Source organism: Xanthomonas arboricola pv. guizotiae, assembly GCF_002940205.1.
GTDB classification, from domain to species: domain Bacteria; phylum Pseudomonadota; class Gammaproteobacteria; order Xanthomonadales; family Xanthomonadaceae; genus Xanthomonas; species Xanthomonas arboricola_C.
In genome coordinates this window covers 113,430-128,883 of the sequence record NZ_MDSK01000005.1, presented here as the reverse complement: position 1 = coordinate 128,883, position 15,454 = coordinate 113,430, and the positions used below count along the sequence as shown (strand labels likewise).

The window sequence follows — 15,454 nt, the reverse complement described above, 5'->3', positions numbered from 1 at the left end:
CACGTGCGGACGCTCAATCAGTCCTCCGGATACGAAACCATGCGCCCGCAGCCGCTCGCCGCTTGTCTCGCTCTGGTCGTCTTCCTGCCGTTTGGGGGCGCATCAGCGACACCGTCAGTCACGCCAGCCGCACCCGCCACGCCTGCGCCCGCCGCTGCAGCGACCACACCAGCAGCGCCTGCCGGCAATCCGTCCAACGGCCGCCTGCTGGCCTATACCTGCCAGGGCTGCCACGGCGTCACCGGCTACAAGAACGCCTATCCCAGCTATCGCGTGCCCAAGATCGGCGGCCAGTCCAGCCAGTATCTGACCCAGGCGTTGACCGAGTACCGACAGGGCAAGCGCAGGCATCCCACCATGCAAGCGCAGGCGCAGAGTTTTTCCGAGCAGGACATCGCCGATATCTCCGCCTACCTGTCCACCCTCAAATAAGCGCCCACATGCCGAACGCCCTGCACGCTCCGCGTCTAGCCATCGCCCTGGTCGCCGCCCTGATGTTGGCGGCCTGCTCCCAATCCCAGGTCGAGTCCACCGATCATTCCGCCGGCGATGCCGGCCACGCCAGCGGCGAACATGGCTCCGGCTCGTCTGCCGGCCTGCCGACCGGGCGCGCCGACGCCGGCGACAAGCTGGCGCACGCGAAAGGCAAGGCCACCGGCCAGAGCTGCGTCGATTGCCACGGCGCCGACGGCAACGCCCCCATCGACCCCAGCTATCCCAAGCTCGGCGGCCAATACGGCGACTATCTTGCGCATGCCTTGCAGGCCTACCGCAGCGGCGATCGCCAGCACCCGCTGATGACGGCGCAGGCCACCGCGCTGAGCGATCAGGACATCGCCGACCTGGCCGCCTACTTCGGCGCTCGACAGACGCAACTGCGCGACCTGCACGGCGTCAACTGAGTTGCCAATGCGCAGCGTGCCCCGCGCACGCTGCGTCTCATGCGAAATGAAAAAGCACTTGCGCGAACATTAACAGGCCGCTATCATTTCTTTCTCAGTTTCGTGGGGCCATAGCTCAGCTGGGAGAGCGCCTGCATGGCATGCAGGAGGTCGGCGGTTCGATCCCGCCTGGCTCCACCACTCCTGGCTTAGGCCGTCAGGATGACAACTCAGGTTTTGATACGCGTCCCCATCGTCTAGAGGCCTAGGACACCACCCTTTCACGGTGGACACCGGGGTTCGAATCCCCGTGGGGACGCCAATCATCTGAAAGCCCCGGCACTGCCGGGGCTTTTTTTTGCGTGTTTTTCAGCGTCGATTGAGTGCGCAGTTTATCTGCACGCGGTGCGCGTGGCGTGTCATCTGTCGATATCGATGATGCAACTGCTCCGCATCAGCGTTGTGCGACCTGGAGCTTTGCACCTCACCTGCTGCGGTTGCCGGCACGGCTACGCAGATGGCGGTGCAAGCAAACGCAGGATGTTGCGATGCCGATCGAATGTTGTGCGCAGACTGTTGCACATGACCGGCGTGCAAAATATGCCACGGCCATTGCATCGTCACACCCTACGCAATCAGACATTCGTGGATGCAGACGACATCCAGGTCGATCAGTTTGCGACGCGCGCACTCATCGATTGCTTGCGAAGCCACGCGTCACTCGGTCGCGCAAACTTTTTTGCACACACCACTTCCCAAGTGTCATCGATGTCGCTATGATTGCCGGCTCGCAGCATCGTGGGGCCATAGCTCAGCTGGGAGAGCGCCTGCATGGCATGCAGGAGGTCGGCGGTTCGATCCCGCCTGGCTCCACCACATTCCCGACATAGGCCGTCTGGAATCTACAACCAGGTTTTGATACGCGTCCCCATCGTCTAGAGGCCTAGGACACCACCCTTTCACGGTGGACACCGGGGTTCGAATCCCCGTGGGGACGCCAATCATCTGAAAGCCCCGGCACTGCCGGGGCTTTTTTTTGCCTGGAATTCAGTGGGCACCCTGTTCCACCGTATGCAGACGGTGGCGGCACGATAGGCGCGCATCGTGGCACTCCATCCACACTCCCGCACACGCGGATCGACGGTGTCATGCACTCCACGATGAGCCCTTACCCCCCCCCCCACGAATCGAACGAAGCCGCGCAACGAGGGATCAGGTCTGGCCGACATCCAGCGCCTTGCGGCCTTCGTGGGTGAGATCGATATCGCCGTCTTCGGCCTGTGTTGCATAGCCGGCACGCACTGCCCAGTTGGCCTCTTCGTCGGCGACCGGCGTGGTGTCATGGATGTCGCGCAAGATGCGTAGTTGCTGCGAGGAATCGAAATCCATGGAAAGCCACCTGCTTGAAAAGAGCTTTCCAAGGTACGCATCGCGCGTGATGGCTGCGTGCCTGCAGGCGCCCGGCAGCAACCCGCGCTCGTCTCGCCGAGATTTTCAGTGAACACGCATCATCGATGCGATGCATGGAACACGCCGCCATGCGACGAAGAACATGATGCAGTTGCACCCGCTGTCGTGTCACCTCGAAGACAGCGCGCTCCATTCGCGAAGGCAACATCGAAGCGCGCGGATGCGACAGCCGGCGGACAATCGCCGGTTCCGACGATTGTCGAGCGCACAAAAGAAAAGCCCCTCTGACCGTCGCCAGAAGGGCTCTGCCTGTGCCGCTACATCCTGGTGCCGAAGGTGGGACTCGAACCCACACGCTTTTAAGGGCGGCGGATTTTGAATCCGCTGCGTCTACCGATTCCGCCACTTCGGCGTGGCCGCGCAGTATAGCCACTCGCGCATGAAACGAACAGTGTCAGAACGCGCCTGACGAATTCAGCTGCGAAAGGCGGCGGCGGCGCTGCGCTGGGGCTGTGTCGATATACTGGCCGACTTAGGTGAAGGAGTAAGCAATGTCGGTGTTGCGTGGAGTTCGGGTACTGGTGGTCGAGAACGACCAGATGAATGCCATGCTGCTCGACCTGCAGCTCGCCCAGGCTGGCGCGGTCGTGCTGGGTCCGGTCGGGGACGTTGCGCAAGCGCTGACCCTGATCCAGGCCGATGCGCCGGAGATCGCAGTGCTCGACTACCGCCTCGGCAATGGCGAGACCAGCGAGCCGGTCGCCCGGCTGCTGTCGGAGCTCGGGATTCCGTTCGTGCTGGCGACCGGTGTTGCCAGTGGCACCATCCCCCGCGGCCTCGAGCGCGGTGTGATCCTGACCAAGCCCTACTTGTCAGACGAACTGATCAGCGCGCTGTCCAGGGCACGGCAGCTGAGCGGCGCCTCCAGCTGAGCGACAGCGCAAGCGGGTGCGGCGCCAGCAGCTAGGCGCGGCCGTTCTTCGACGCTCTTCACGGTCAGCCACAGCGGCCGACTGCCCGTCTGCCGCGCTTAACCTAGACCCTTCGCGCGGCCGCACCCCTCGATCACGGCCCGCTTGCCACTAGAATCGTGCATCCAGGCATGATGGGCAGGTTACCGAATGGATATCGCCGCGTCGCCATTCGCCGGCCTGTTGCCGGAGGCGTGCGAGACAGCCGGGTTGTTGCTGGCGTCGTCCGCGTGCGCCGCCGACCCGCTGCTGCACGACAGCCCGGCGCTGCGGACGACGCTTTCGCTGTGCCTGCATGCGCAGGTACCGATGCTGCTGGTCTGGGGCGACCAGTCGCACTGCATCTACAACGATGCCTGCATCGCGCTATTGGGCGAACGCCACCCGGCAGCATTCGGCCAGCCATTGGCGGAACGTGCAGACAGCGTTGAAGCCAACCACACCGGAACCGATGCGCATGCAGCATTGCCGCTGTCGACGTGGTCGTGCAGCCCGGTGCTGCAGGCCGGAAGACGCCTTGGCATGCTGTATGTCGCCAGCACGCCCTCCCCTGCTGCAGGGCCGTCCCGCCGCGAGGCTGCGCCCGCAGCGGTGCCCACCTGGCTCGACCAGTCGCCGGCCTTCATGGCGGTGCTGCGTGGACCCGGCTACATCGTCGAAAGCGCGAACCAACGCTTCCACGAGCTGGTCGGCCGGCGAGCGTTGCTCGGCCGTCCCTTGCTCGAGGCGATGCCGGAAATCGCCGACCAGGGCTATCTCGAGCTGCTCGATGAGGTACGACGCAGCGGCCGTCCCTTCATCGGCGAGTCGATGTCGGCCTATCTGCAGCGCACGCCCGGCAATGCGCCCGATCAGACCTTCGTGGATTTCCTGTATCAGCCGCTGCGCGAGCGCGATGGCCGCATCGACGCGATCCTGGTGCACGGATTCGATGTCACCCAGCAACGCAGCATGGCAAGTCGCGACAGTTTCCTGCTGATGCTCGAAGACGCGCTGCAACACGTTTCAGATCCACGTCAGATCATCGATACCAGCGTGCGATTGCTGGGCGAACACCTGCAGGTCAATCGCTGTGCGTTCGGTCTGGCGGCGGCCGACGGCAGAACCATGCACGTGATCAGCGACCATGTGCAGGACATGCCAAGCCTGCAGGGCGATTTTCCGCTGGAAGTGGCGCAAGGCCTGCGCGACGCCTTGCTGGAGAACCGCCCCTGGTTCACCACCGACGCGATGGCGCTCGGCGCGCCGGACTACGTGGCACAGCAGTATCGACGCTCCGGCCTGCGCGCGTCGCTGGCGATTCCGCTGCACAAACACGACCGCCTGGTCGCGGCCATCGGCGTGCATCAGCGCGCACCCCGGCGCTGGCTGTCTGCCGAGATCGAGCTGGTCCGGCTGGTGGCGGCGCGCTGCTGGGAATCCATGCAACGGGCCAAGGCGCAGCAGCAACTGGCCGCCAACGAGGCGCGGCTGCGCCGACTGGCCGACACGCTTCCACAAATCATCTTCATTGCCGATCCGGAAGGTGAGCCGCTTTACTTCAACCGGCGCTGGCACGAATACACCGGACTGTATCCTGCCGACCACCAGACCGCTGCGTGGCATCAGGCACACACCGCCGATGGCCTGCGACTGTCCGCGCAGGCCTGGGCCTTGGCCACCGAAGGCGAATGCGCTTACGAAATGGAGTGCGAGCTGCGACGCCACGACGGCCAGAGGCGCTGGCACCTGGCGCGCGCCCTGCCGGTGCGCGGCGACGACGGCAGCATCAGCGAGTGGATCGGCACCTATACCGATATCCATGACCGCCGTGCGTTCGAGCAGCAGCTGCGCGAAAGCGAAACGCGCTTCCGCGCGTTGTGCGAGACGGTGCCGGCGATGATCTGGATGGCCGATGCGCAGGGCGACTGCGTGTACTGGAATCCGCGCTGGTACCACTTCACCGGGCAGGCCGAAGACCAGGCAATGGATCAGGGCTGGTGGGATGTGATGCATCCGGACGATGCCGCGCGCGTACGCGACGCATTCGCACAGGCCTTGGCGCAACGCGGCGAATTCCTGGCCGAGTACCGCGTGCGTCGTCACGACGGGCAATACCGCTGGTGCATCGATACCGCGTCGCCGCATTTCGCCAGCGACGGCCGCTTCCTCGGCCATATCGGCTCGCTGACCGATATCTCCGAGCGCAAGCTGATCGAGGACGAAACCGCCTCCGATCGCGCCATCCTGAGCCTGATCACCACCGGCGCACCGCTGTCGGTGGTGCTGGACGCCATCGCAGCGAGCGTGGAGGCGCGTGGCGAGATTGCGCTGTATTGCGCGGTGATGGTGCTGGATGACGTACGCAAGACGCTGAGCTTCGGCTCGGCGCCGCATTTTCCGGTCGAATACCGCGGACATTTCGAAGCTTCGCCGATCGGGCCGAACGGGCCGCCCTGCGCGCGCTCGGCCTACCTTCGGCAGCAGCTGATCTGCGAGGACATCCGGGCAGACCCAGGCTTCGGCGACCACCACGCGATTGCGGCGGCGCTGGGCATCGTCGGCTGCTGCGTGACGCCCATCCTGGACAGCGACGGCCAAGTGCTGGGCACGCTCAACATCCACTACGACCGCGCCCACCTGCCCTCGTTGCGCGAACAGGCGATGGCGCGCTCTGCATCGCACCTGGCCGGCATCGTCATCGAGCGCACGCGCGTGGATGCCAAGCTCAAGCAATCGCTGCAGGCAGAGACCGCCGCGCGCAGCCAGGCCGAGCATGCCAGCCGGATCAAGGACGAGTTCCTGGCCACGCTCAGCCACGAATTGCGCACCCCGCTCAATGCCATCCTGGGCTGGTCGCGGTTGATGCAGTCGGAGGTGTTCGACCCGGCCAACGTGGGCAAGGGGCTGGTCATCATCGAACGCAGTGCGCGTGCGCAGACGCAGATTATCGACGACCTGCTCGACATGAGTGCGATCCTGTCCGGCAAGATCCGCCTGCACGCAGAGCACTTCGATATCGCAGGCCTGATGCGCAGCACGGTGGAGTTGATGCAACCGTCCGCACTGGCGCGCGACATCGCGCTGGAACTGGATGCGCCCGGCGAAGGCGAGCTGTGGTTCTTCGGCGATGCCGGGCGGCTGCAGCAGGTGCTGTCCAACCTGCTCAGCAACGCACTCAAGTTCACCTCGCCCGGCGGAACGGTGCGGGTGGCGCTGGACATCGAGGACGAGCGGCTGCGACTGTGCGTGCAGGACACCGGCATCGGGATTGCGGCCGAATTCCTGCCGCACGTGTTCGACCGCTTTCGGCAGGCCGATGCCGGCACCACGCGGCGCGTGGGTGGGCTGGGGCTGGGCTTGTCGATCTCGCGTCAGTTGGTGGATCTGCACGGCGGCAGCCTGGGGGCATCCAGTGCGGGCGAAGGCAAGGGGTCGACCTTCACCATCGTGCTGCCGTTCCAGCACGGAGTCAGCGATCTGCGTCCCGCGTCGGCCGAGTCGCTGCAGGTCGGTCCGCTGCCGAGCGACTGCCTCGGGCGCCTGGATGGCGTGCGCCTGCTGCTGGTCGACGACGACCAGGATTCGCGCGAGGCGGTGGTGCAGTTCCTGATGCTTGCCGGCGCGCAGGTGCAGGCGGCCGGCTCGGTGGAAGCGGCCGAACAATGCCTGGCAGAGGCGCCCTTCGACGTGCTGGTCAGCGATATCGCCATGCCGGTGCGCGACGGCTACGACTTGATCCGCACGGTGCGCTCCGGCCGCGCCGACCTGCCGCGGCACATCCCCGCGATCGCCCTCACCGCCTATGTGCGCGAAGAAGACCGCGACCGCGCAGTGGTCGCCGGATTCGATGCGCATATGGGCAAGCCGGTGGAACCACCCGGCCTGGTCGACCTGATCGAACGCCTGATCTTGCCGACGCGCGCGGTACGCAGCCAGGCGTGAGATCGCCTGGAAACGCAATAAAACAGGGTGGTCAACCAATTGCTGTTTGCATCACACACACCGACCATCCCGACCGGTCCTTGCCTGCGGCAATGCCTCAGACCAGCCGCCTTACGACTGATCGTATCCGCATAGGCGCACCGCGGTGGTCGGAGGGCACGCCCCCCGCGGCCAAGTTGCAGATCAGCCTGCCCCAGCGCGATCCACTCACAGCAGCGGACCCGCCGCCTTGCGAACGGGTCTATCTACACTGCCCAGCCGTGCCAGGACAGCCGCCGCGCACGCTGGCTCAGCCGCGCTTGGCGCGTGCGAATGCCGCGGCCAGCGCGTTGTCGGCCGGCGGCGCAGTGGTGCGCGGCTTGCCGTTGCCCTGCGCCGGGCCACGCCCACCGCCACCCTCGCGCCGGCCCTGCCCCGCGCCGCCGTTGCCGCGTTGATCGCGCGATTGGGCTGCGGCATCGGCCGGCGGTGGCGTATCGGACAGGCGGCAGGTCAGTGCGATGCGTTTGCGCGCCACGTCCACTTCCAGCACCTTGACCTTGACGATATCGCCGGCCTTGACCACATCGCGCGGATCCTTGACGAAGGTCTCCGACAACGCGGAGATGTGCACCAGCCCATCCTGATGCACGCCGATATCGACGAACGCACCGAATGCGGCCACGTTGCTGACCACGCCTTCGAGCACCATGCCGGGCTTGAGGTGCTTGATGTCCTCGATGCCTTCGGCGAACTGCGCCGCCTTGAACTCGGGGCGCGGATCGCGGCCGGGTTTTTCCAGCTCCTTGAGGATGTCGCGCACGGTCGGTACACCGAACTGCTCGTCGGTGAACAGCTCCGGCTTGAGTCCACGCAGGAAGCTGCCATCGCCCAGCAAGGCCTTGATCGGCTTGCCGGTGCTGCCGACGATGCGCTCGACCACCGGATAGGCTTCCGGATGCACCGCCGACACGTCCAGCGGCTCGTCGCCATCGGCGATGCGCAGGAAGCCGGCGCATTGCTCGAAGGTCTTGTCGCCCAGACGCGGCACCTTGAGCAGATCCTTGCGGCGCTTGAACGGCCCATTGTCGTCGCGATGGCGCACGATGTTTTCCGCCACCGTGCCCGACAGCCCGGACACGCGCGACAGCAGTGCCGCCGAGGCGGTATTGACGTACACGCCGACCGCATTGACGCAGTCTTCCACGCGCGCCTCCAGCGCCTTGGCCAGGCGATACTGGTCCACGTCGTGCTGGTACTGGCCAACGCCGATCGCCTTGGGCTCGATCTTGACCAGCTCGGCCAGCGGATCCTGCAGGCGCCGCGCGATCGACACCGCACCGCGCAGCGACACGTCCAGGTTGGGGAATTCCTTGGCGGCAAACTCGGAGGCCGAATACACCGACGCACCGGCTTCGCTGACCACGATCTTCTGCAGCTTGCTTGACCCGCACAGCGCGATCGCCTCACCGGCGAGCTTGTCGGTTTCGCGGCTGGCGGTGCCGTTGCCGATCGCAATCAGCTCCACGTTGTGCTGCATGCACAGCTTCTTGATCGTCTGCAGCGACTGGTCCCATTGCCGCTTGGGCTCATGCGGGTAGATCGTCTCGGTGGCAACCAGCTTGCCGGTGGCATCGACCACGGCGATCTTGCAGCCGGTACGGATACCCGGGTCCAGCCCCAGCACCACGCGCGGGCCGGCCGGCGCGGCCAGCATCAGGTCCTTGAGGTTGTCGCCGAACACGGCGATCGCCTCGGCCTCGGCCTTCTCCCGCGCCTGGTTGAACAGGTCCAGCAGCAGATGCATGTGCAGCTTCGCGCGCCAGGTCAGCCGGCAGGCATCCAGCAACCAGCGATCGGCCGGACGGTTCTGGTTGGAGATGCCGGCATTGCGCGCCACACGGCCCTCGGCGTACTGATGGCCGGCCTCGGCATCGTTGCCCGGCTCCAGATCCAGGTGCAGGAACTCCTCGCGGCGCGCACGAAACAGCGCCAGCAAGCGGTGCGAGGGAATCCTGGACAGCGATTCGGCATGACCGAAGTAATCGCGGTACTTGGCGCCGGCCTCTTCCTTGCCCTCGGCAACGCGCGCGCGGATCACGCCATTGTCGTTCAACCAGCTGCGCAGCTCGCCCACCAGGGCGGCGTCTTCCCCCCAGCGCTCCATCAGGATGGCGCGTGCACCTTCCAGCGCCGCCCTGATATCGGCCACGCCCTTTTCCGCATCGATGTACGCCGCGGCAGCGACTTCCGGCGCCTGGTTCGGGTCGGCCAGCAGGCCGTCGGCCAGCGGCTCCAGGCCGGCTTCGCGCGCGATCTGCGCCCGCGTGCGGCGCTTGGGCTTGTAAGGCAGGTACAGGTCTTCCAGCCGCGACTTGCTGTCGGCCGCCACGATCTCGGCACGCAATTCGTCGCTGAGTTTGCCCTGTTCGCCGATGCTGGACAGGATCGCCGCGCGGCGCTCTTCCAGCTCGCGCAGATAGGTCAGGCGCGTTTCCAGGTTACGCAGCTGGGTGTCGTCCAGCCCGCCGGTGACTTCCTTGCGGTAGCGCGCGATGAACGGAACGCTGGCGCCTTCGTCGAGAAGGGCGATGGCGGCGCGCGCCTGGGCGGGTTGGGCACCGATCTCGTCGGCGATGGTGCGGGCGATCTGCTGGGCAAGCTGGCTGTCGTGCATGGCGGCGCGGCCGGAGCCGCTTCACTGAAAAAAAGCATTTTCGCAGTGCTGGCCCGCCGCGGGAACCCGTTGACAGGATCGCCATCACCCTATGCCGACGCGTCCTTCGACGGCTGACGAGCTCCAGCGGGCGATCGTCAGGTGGTTACCGGTGGTGCGGAAGAGCTGAAGTACCGTTGCGATACCTGCAGCAGTGGGCACTTGGCGCCCACTGGCGGTGAGCGCCGTCGTCCGGTCAGCTGCTTAGCTGGCGCGACCTGCGTAAAGGGTCGCCGCGCGCTCGACCAGGATGCTTTCGTGCAGCGATTCCAGCGCCATCACGCGGATCTTGCCGACATCCTTCAACGGCACCATGCGCTCGACATAGATCTCCGGGCCGGCGTCGGTCATCGCGCGCGACTTGCTGAACCCGTAAGGCACAACGCCCTTGTCGCCATCTTTGCTGCCACCGACGTACAGAACGATCGACATGCCCACACCCTCGTTAACAACTGTGACTACGTTAGTGGCGCGAGCATAACGACCGTGCCGTGAGGAGCTTTCCACGCACGTTAACGCCGGCTGTTTGCGGTTCGGTGACCACACGATCCCCTCGCCTGTGTGCACGAGCGCTTCACCCCGCCTGCCTGTCCAATTGCGCTCCGCCCGCACGTACGACAGCGCATGGACTTCAAAAGTGGCTACCCGTTCTGGTCGATCCGCAACGGGTTGATGCGTGCCTATCCGCGCCTGGAGCAGGACACCGATTGCGAGGTCGCCATCGTCGGCGGCGGTGTCACCGCCGCGCTGATCGCGCATGAACTGCTCAAGCACGGGCACGAGGTGGTGGTGCTCGAGCAGCGCGAGATCGGCTGGGGCAGCACCTCGGCCAGCACCGCCTTGCTGCAGTACGAAATCGACACGCCGATGATCGCGCTGGCCAACCGGTATGGAGAACCTGCGGCCGCGCTGGCCTACGCTGCATGCGCGCAAGCCATCCTCGACCTGCAAGGCCTCTGCAATACGCTGGGCGGTTGCGACTTCAGCCGTCAGGACAGCCTGTACTACGCTAGCCGGTCGCGGGATCTCGACGACCTACGCAGCGAACTGCAGGTGCGAAAAACCCACACTCTTCCGGTCGAATGGATCGAGCGCGCGCCGTTGTGGCACAACTACGGCGTACGCTCCGAGGGTGCGATCCTCAGCCGCCTGGCCGCCAGCGTCGATCCGTATCGGCTGTGCTACCGCCTGTTTGCAGAAGGCGAGCATTACGGCGCGCGCATCTACGACCGCACCGCGATCGCCACCCTCACACCCCACGACCGGCATGTCGCGTTGCGCACCCGCGACGGGGTCACGCTGCGCGCCCGGCACGTCATCATGGCCGCAGGCTACGCAAACCAGCAGTGGCTGTCGCAGCGCGTGGCACGCAACCGCAGCAGCTACGCATTCGTGACCGATCCGCTGCACGACGGCGAGATGGGCGCGCTCAAGCACACCATGATGTGGGAAACCGCGCGTCCCTATCTCTACCTGCGCAGCACGCCGGATGGACGCGTGGTGGCCGGCGGCGAAGACGACAACATCGATCTGCCCGCGCGTCGCGATGCGCGCGTCAACGGCAAGCTGAAGACCCTGTTGAAGAAGATTCACCAGACGATGCCGGACATCAGCCTGCGCCCGGTGTTCGCCTGGGGCGGCACCTTCGCCGAAACCGCCGACGGGCTGCCGTTCTTCGGCCCGCATCCCGAACATGGGCCGCGGGTGTCGTTCGCGATGGCGTACGGCGGCAACGGCATCACCTACAGCGCGATCGGCGCACGCCTATTGCGCGCGCAACTGGAAGGCAGGCCTCACCCGTTGTCGGACCTGTTCGGTTTCTCGCGGTTGCGCTGAGGCCCCCACGGCCACCAGCCGTGGCCGTGTAGCGCATACGCGTCGGCGGCCCGTTCCAGCGGATTGCGTACGTGGATGCCGCCGCACAGCAAGTACACCGGCAAAAACAGCGGGCCGAGCAGCATGTACTGGTAGACATGCGCACGCTCGTGGTCGCCCAGGCGCACCGGCGGGTGCTGACAGCGCCCGGCAGCATGCGCGTACGTGCTGCATTGCAGATCCAGCGAGGCGCCCTTGAGCAGGATCACATTGCCCAGCGTCATCGCCCCGCCCGGTCCCCACGGCCAGGCATGGAACACCACGGCCAGCTCCTGCCCGGACCAGCGCGGACGCGCGCCGAAACAGCTGCCGGCGGCACCGATGGCAAGGCCGAGCACGGTATTGGGCAGCGTCCACAACGCGCCCAGCACCTGCACGGACGACCACCGGCGCCGGGCAGGCGTCAGTCGGCCTGGTTGGGGATCAGCAGCCACAGGATCAGATAGACCAGGATGCCGGGGAACGCGGCCGAGGCGATCGACACGATCACGAACAGCACCCGCAACAGCGTGGAGCTCCAGCCGAAGCGGCGGGCGATGCCGCCGACCACGCCGGCGATCATGCGGTCGTTGAGGGAACGGGACAATGCGGTAGTCGTGGCCATGGAAGGCTCCTTCGAACGTGATGCCCAGTCTAGAAAGCGCAGGGACAGCGCGTCGTGATGGCTGCGGCTGCTTGTCTCACCCTCAGCGCACCCCGAAGCCGCATCACGTGTTGCCGCCACGCTCCTGCAACCAGCGGTGGATCGCCACCGGCACCTCGCGCTGCGCACGTCCGGAGACGTAGATGCCGATATGCCCGCCGCGGAAACTCAGCTCGGTGTAGTCGTCGCTGCCGACCAGGCCGCGCAATGCACGCGAGGCATCGGGCGGCACCAGGTGATCGTGTTCGGCGTAGATGTTGAGCACCGGCATGTCCACCGCCTGCAGATCGACCGCCTCCCCGCCGATGCGCACCTGCCCGGTCACCAGCCCATTGCGTTGATAGAACTGGGTGACGAACTCGCGGAAGGCCTCGCCGGCCAGATCGGGCGAATCGAAGATCCACTTTTCCATGCGCAGGAAATCTTCCAGCGCCTGCTTGTCGTCGAGGATGTCGAGCAGGCCGACGTATTTCTGCAGATTCAGCCGGAACGGCTTGAGCATCAGGTAACTGGCGTTCATCAGATCCGCCGGCACGTTGCCCATGGTGTCCACGAACAGATCCACATCGACCATGCGCGCCCAGTTGGAGAGCATGTTGTCGGGGGTGTGAAAATCCACCGGCGTCACCATGGTGATCAGGTTGCGCACCTTCGGCCGCTGCAGCGCCGCATAGCACAGCGCAAACGTGCCGCCCTGGCAGATGCCGAGCACATCGACCGCCTCCAGCCCCGACTGCGCGCGCAGGTGATCCACCGCGCCATCGATATAGCGCAGCAGATAGTCCTCCAGGGTGAGGTAACGCTCGGAGCGGTCCGGGTAGCCCCAATCCAGCACGTAGACGTCCTGGCCGTGACTCAGCAGGCCCTTGACCAGCGAGCGGTCGGCCTGCAGATCGACCATGTAGGGGCGGTTGACCAGCGCGTAGACGATCAGCAGCGGCGTCCTGGCCACCGGCGCCTGCTCGCCGACAAAGCGATACAGCACCACCTTGCCATCGCGCCAGATTTCCTCGCGCGCGGTCACGCCGTAATCCACGTCTTCCACGCCCGGCAGTAATTTGAGCCCCTCGCGCAGCTTGCGCTGCATCGACAGGGTTTCCTGCATCAGGTCTTCGGCGCTGAATCCCAACGGGCCTTTCATGCCTGCGCTCCACGTGGCTTGCGTGCGGCCGGCTTAGCGGAAGCTGTGCCGGCGGATGGCCTGGCGGCGCTTTTGGCCGTCTTCGTGTTCTTGGTCGGGGCGGTTTTCGCTGGCGGTTTCCTGGCCGGGCTGGTTGCCGCTGCCGGCTTGGGCGCGGCGTCGGCCCTGGCTGCCGGGGCGCGCCTGGCCGCGGCCGGCGCAACCGGGTCAGCTGCGGCTGCAGCGGGCTTGCCGGCCGGGCTGGCCGCGGTGCGCAGCATGCGCCGCACCGCACGTTCCAGCTCGGCGATGCGGCGATGCGCGGCGTCCATCTCCGAACGCGTCGGCATCCCGAAACGCTCGCTCAACTGCTCCACTTCTTCCTGCAACGCGGCGCGCAAGCGCATATGTGCATTGGCAAAACCGCCGTAGACCTCGCGAAACCGGTCGGACAAGGCGATGTCGGCATACGACTCTTCGGCGGCCTCGATCCACAGGTCGAACAGGGCACGCGCACTGGTCAGCTGACTGCCGCTGCTTTCGTGCTCGCCCAGCTTGGAGGCGAACCGCGCGAACGCCTGCTCGATGGCCGACTTGAGTTGTTCGCCATAGGCCTGCGATTGCGCCTGGTACTCCTGCTGCGCACGCGCCAGCGTCTGCAGACGCGCCTGGTGATTGCGGCTCACGCCGAACGCCGGCATGTCCAGCCATGGCGCGTTTTCCTCCCGCCACTTCGCCAGCGCCTGCGCGGCGTCCTGCAGCCACGGGTCGAAGCCGCCCGGGCTGCCGCCACGCAGCGAGCCCAGCGTCCACTGCATCAGTTGCTCGCCCTGCCCCTGCACGGCGCGTCGCCAGGCTTCGGAGACTTCGGTGGCCGAGGTGTCGCGCCCGGCGAACTGCGCGGCCACCTGCTGCATGGTGCCGAACCAGTCGCCGGCCTGATGACGGAAGCGGTCGATCGCCTCCTGCGCCTGCGGTGCGGCCTGGGTGGGCAGCAGTTGCGACCACCAGTCCATCGCCTTGCGCCAATCCTGCGGCGCGTCGCTGCCCGGCCCCGTCCCGGGAACGGCACCAGGCTGCGCAGCGGCGCCGGACTGACCGTGGCGCATGGCATCTCCCCAGGCGCTCCAGTACTGGCGCGCCTTGTCTTCGAAGTTGCCGTTGTCCGAACCGCTGGTTGCCATGATCCCTTCCCGTGACTGTCCACCAGCCATCCTACCGCGTGTGCCCGGCCGTACCGGTCAGGGTTTGGGGATGCGCAGCGTCTTGCTGATCATCAGCGAACCGGACACTGCAAACAGCAGCACCAGCGGGTGGAACTGCCACGGCCCGAGCTGCCACTGGCCCCACCACAAGCTCTGGCCGATATGGCCGCTGCTGGCAGCCACCGCCAGCAGGATCACCAGCAGCAGGCTGGTCGGGATCGGGGTACCCTCGAAGTACGGCACCTTGTCGGCCTCGCCGGCGATCTCTTCGGCAGTCACGTTGTAGCGCGCCAGCCGGCTCACGCCGCAGCAGACGAAATAGCTCAGCACCAGCCAATCCCAGCCGCCGCGCATGCCGCAGGCATAGCCCAGCGCCGCCGGCGCCACCCCGAACGAGATCACGTCGGCCAGTGAATCCAGCTCGCGTCCCAGCGTCGAGGAGGCCTTGCGCCAGCGCGCCACATGCCCGTCCAGCGCATCGAACACGAACGCCAGCGGGATCAGCGCCATGCCCAGCAGCAGGTCGCCGCGATGGCCTTCCTGCAGGAAGCGCATCGACGCGAACACCGCGCCGGTGCCGCAGAAGGCGTTGGCCAGGGTGAACCAGTCCGCGAGTTGGAAATCGCGCAGCATCGAGAAATGGCGTTTCATGCGGAACCCGAGAAGAGCAAGGCGCAAAGGGTAACGCGCGCACGCCATGCAGGCGACTGTTTCGCACGATCGGCTAGGC

General features: G+C 66.1%; 12 protein-coding genes, 5 tRNA genes and 3 pseudogenes. 11 read left to right on the top strand and 9 right to left on the bottom strand.

What is annotated here, in order from left to right; genetic code table 11:
* Window positions 1-39 precede the first annotated feature (39 nt).
* The 6 genes from XarbCFBP7408_RS04820 to XarbCFBP7408_RS04795 all read left to right on the top strand — a co-directional run bounded on the left by XarbCFBP7408_RS04820 (window position 40) and on the right by XarbCFBP7408_RS04795 (window position 1,881).
* The gene (locus tag XarbCFBP7408_RS04820) at window positions 40-432 is read left to right on the top strand and encodes a c-type cytochrome (protein ID WP_104561851.1); all 393 of its coding nucleotides are present in this window, start codon (window positions 40-42) and stop codon (window positions 430-432) included.
* A gap of 8 nt (window positions 433-440) precedes the next feature.
* The gene (locus XarbCFBP7408_RS04815) at window positions 441-902 is read left to right on the top strand and encodes a c-type cytochrome (RefSeq protein WP_160955148.1); all 462 of its coding nucleotides are present in this window, start codon (window positions 441-443) and stop codon (window positions 900-902) included.
* Between the two features lie 104 nt (window positions 903-1,006).
* Window positions 1,007-1,082: transfer RNA gene (locus XarbCFBP7408_RS04810), tRNA-Ala, on the top strand.
* Between the two features lie 45 nt (window positions 1,083-1,127).
* Window positions 1,128-1,203 (top strand) — tRNA-Glu (locus XarbCFBP7408_RS04805).
* A gap of 478 nt (window positions 1,204-1,681) precedes the next feature.
* A tRNA-Ala gene (locus XarbCFBP7408_RS04800) sits at window positions 1,682-1,757 on the top strand.
* Between the two features lie 48 nt (window positions 1,758-1,805).
* A tRNA-Glu gene (locus XarbCFBP7408_RS04795) sits at window positions 1,806-1,881 on the top strand.
* 212 nt (window positions 1,882-2,093) lie between these two features.
* Here XarbCFBP7408_RS04795 and XarbCFBP7408_RS04790 read toward each other — a convergent pair.
* Complete coding sequence (locus tag XarbCFBP7408_RS04790) at window positions 2,094-2,270, bottom strand: hypothetical protein (RefSeq protein WP_039521745.1); 177 nt, start codon at window positions 2,268-2,270, stop codon at window positions 2,094-2,096.
* Window positions 2,271-2,616: 346 nt separating this feature from the next.
* Window positions 2,617-2,703, bottom strand: a tRNA-Leu gene (locus XarbCFBP7408_RS04785).
* 139 nt (window positions 2,704-2,842) lie between these two features.
* On the opposite strand from XarbCFBP7408_RS04785, the gene XarbCFBP7408_RS04780 reads away from it, so the two are divergent.
* From XarbCFBP7408_RS04780 to XarbCFBP7408_RS04775, 4 genes and pseudogenes are all read left to right on the top strand, one after another.
* Window positions 2,843-3,223 (top strand): response regulator, encoded by a 381-nt coding sequence (locus tag XarbCFBP7408_RS04780; protein WP_181106598.1) that lies wholly within the window; start codon window positions 2,843-2,845, stop codon window positions 3,221-3,223.
* Between the two features lie 189 nt (window positions 3,224-3,412).
* Window positions 3,413-3,817 (top strand): annotated as a pseudogene (locus XarbCFBP7408_RS23370) (histidine kinase); the annotation flags it as partial.
* A 36-nt stretch (window positions 3,818-3,853) separates the two neighbouring features.
* A pseudogene (locus XarbCFBP7408_RS23450) lies at window positions 3,854-4,198 on the top strand (PAS domain-containing protein); the annotation flags it as partial.
* Between the two features lie 6 nt (window positions 4,199-4,204).
* Window positions 4,205-7,186: pseudogene (locus XarbCFBP7408_RS04775) on the top strand (PAS domain S-box protein); the annotation flags it as partial.
* Between the two features lie 289 nt (window positions 7,187-7,475).
* Here XarbCFBP7408_RS04775 and XarbCFBP7408_RS04770 read toward each other — a convergent pair.
* Both XarbCFBP7408_RS04770 and XarbCFBP7408_RS04765 read right to left on the bottom strand, forming a co-directional pair.
* Window positions 7,476-9,842, bottom strand: a complete 2,367-nt coding sequence (locus tag XarbCFBP7408_RS04770) for a Tex family protein (RefSeq protein ID WP_104561847.1) — start codon at window positions 9,840-9,842, stop codon at window positions 7,476-7,478.
* A gap of 243 nt (window positions 9,843-10,085) precedes the next feature.
* Window positions 10,086-10,313: a hypothetical protein gene (locus tag XarbCFBP7408_RS04765; protein ID WP_104561845.1), complete on the bottom strand. Its 228-nt coding sequence runs from the start codon at window positions 10,311-10,313 to the stop codon at window positions 10,086-10,088.
* Between the two features lie 192 nt (window positions 10,314-10,505).
* On the opposite strand from XarbCFBP7408_RS04765, the gene XarbCFBP7408_RS04760 reads away from it, so the two are divergent.
* On the top strand, window positions 10,506-11,717 hold the full coding sequence (locus tag XarbCFBP7408_RS04760; protein ID WP_104561843.1) for an NAD(P)/FAD-dependent oxidoreductase: 1,212 nt from the start codon (window positions 10,506-10,508) through the stop codon (window positions 11,715-11,717).
* Here XarbCFBP7408_RS04760 and XarbCFBP7408_RS04755 read toward each other — a convergent pair.
* The 5 genes from XarbCFBP7408_RS04755 to XarbCFBP7408_RS04735 all read right to left on the bottom strand — a co-directional run bounded on the left by XarbCFBP7408_RS04755 (window position 11,675) and on the right by XarbCFBP7408_RS04735 (window position 15,423).
* Window positions 11,675-12,163, bottom strand: a complete 489-nt coding sequence (locus XarbCFBP7408_RS04755) for a hypothetical protein (protein WP_429001390.1) — start codon at window positions 12,161-12,163, stop codon at window positions 11,675-11,677. The genes XarbCFBP7408_RS04760 and XarbCFBP7408_RS04755 overlap by 43 nt on opposite strands.
* A complete protein-coding gene (locus XarbCFBP7408_RS04750; protein ID WP_016904409.1) occupies window positions 12,160-12,360 on the bottom strand; it encodes a PspC domain-containing protein in 201 nt (66 codons plus the stop codon). The genes XarbCFBP7408_RS04755 and XarbCFBP7408_RS04750 overlap by 4 nt, the downstream gene beginning before the upstream one ends.
* 103 nt (window positions 12,361-12,463) lie before the next feature.
* Complete coding sequence (locus tag XarbCFBP7408_RS04745; RefSeq protein WP_104561839.1) at window positions 12,464-13,540, bottom strand: class III poly(R)-hydroxyalkanoic acid synthase subunit PhaC; 1,077 nt, start codon at window positions 13,538-13,540, stop codon at window positions 12,464-12,466.
* On the bottom strand, window positions 13,537-14,706 hold the full coding sequence (gene phaE / locus XarbCFBP7408_RS04740) for a class III poly(R)-hydroxyalkanoic acid synthase subunit PhaE (RefSeq protein WP_181106604.1): 1,170 nt from the start codon (window positions 14,704-14,706) through the stop codon (window positions 13,537-13,539). The genes XarbCFBP7408_RS04745 and phaE overlap by 4 nt, the downstream gene beginning before the upstream one ends.
* 54 nt (window positions 14,707-14,760) lie before the next feature.
* Entirely contained in the window at window positions 14,761-15,423 is a 663-nt protein-coding gene (locus XarbCFBP7408_RS04735; protein ID WP_181106596.1) for a CDP-alcohol phosphatidyltransferase family protein, read from the bottom strand.
* Window positions 15,424-15,454 lie beyond the last annotated feature (31 nt).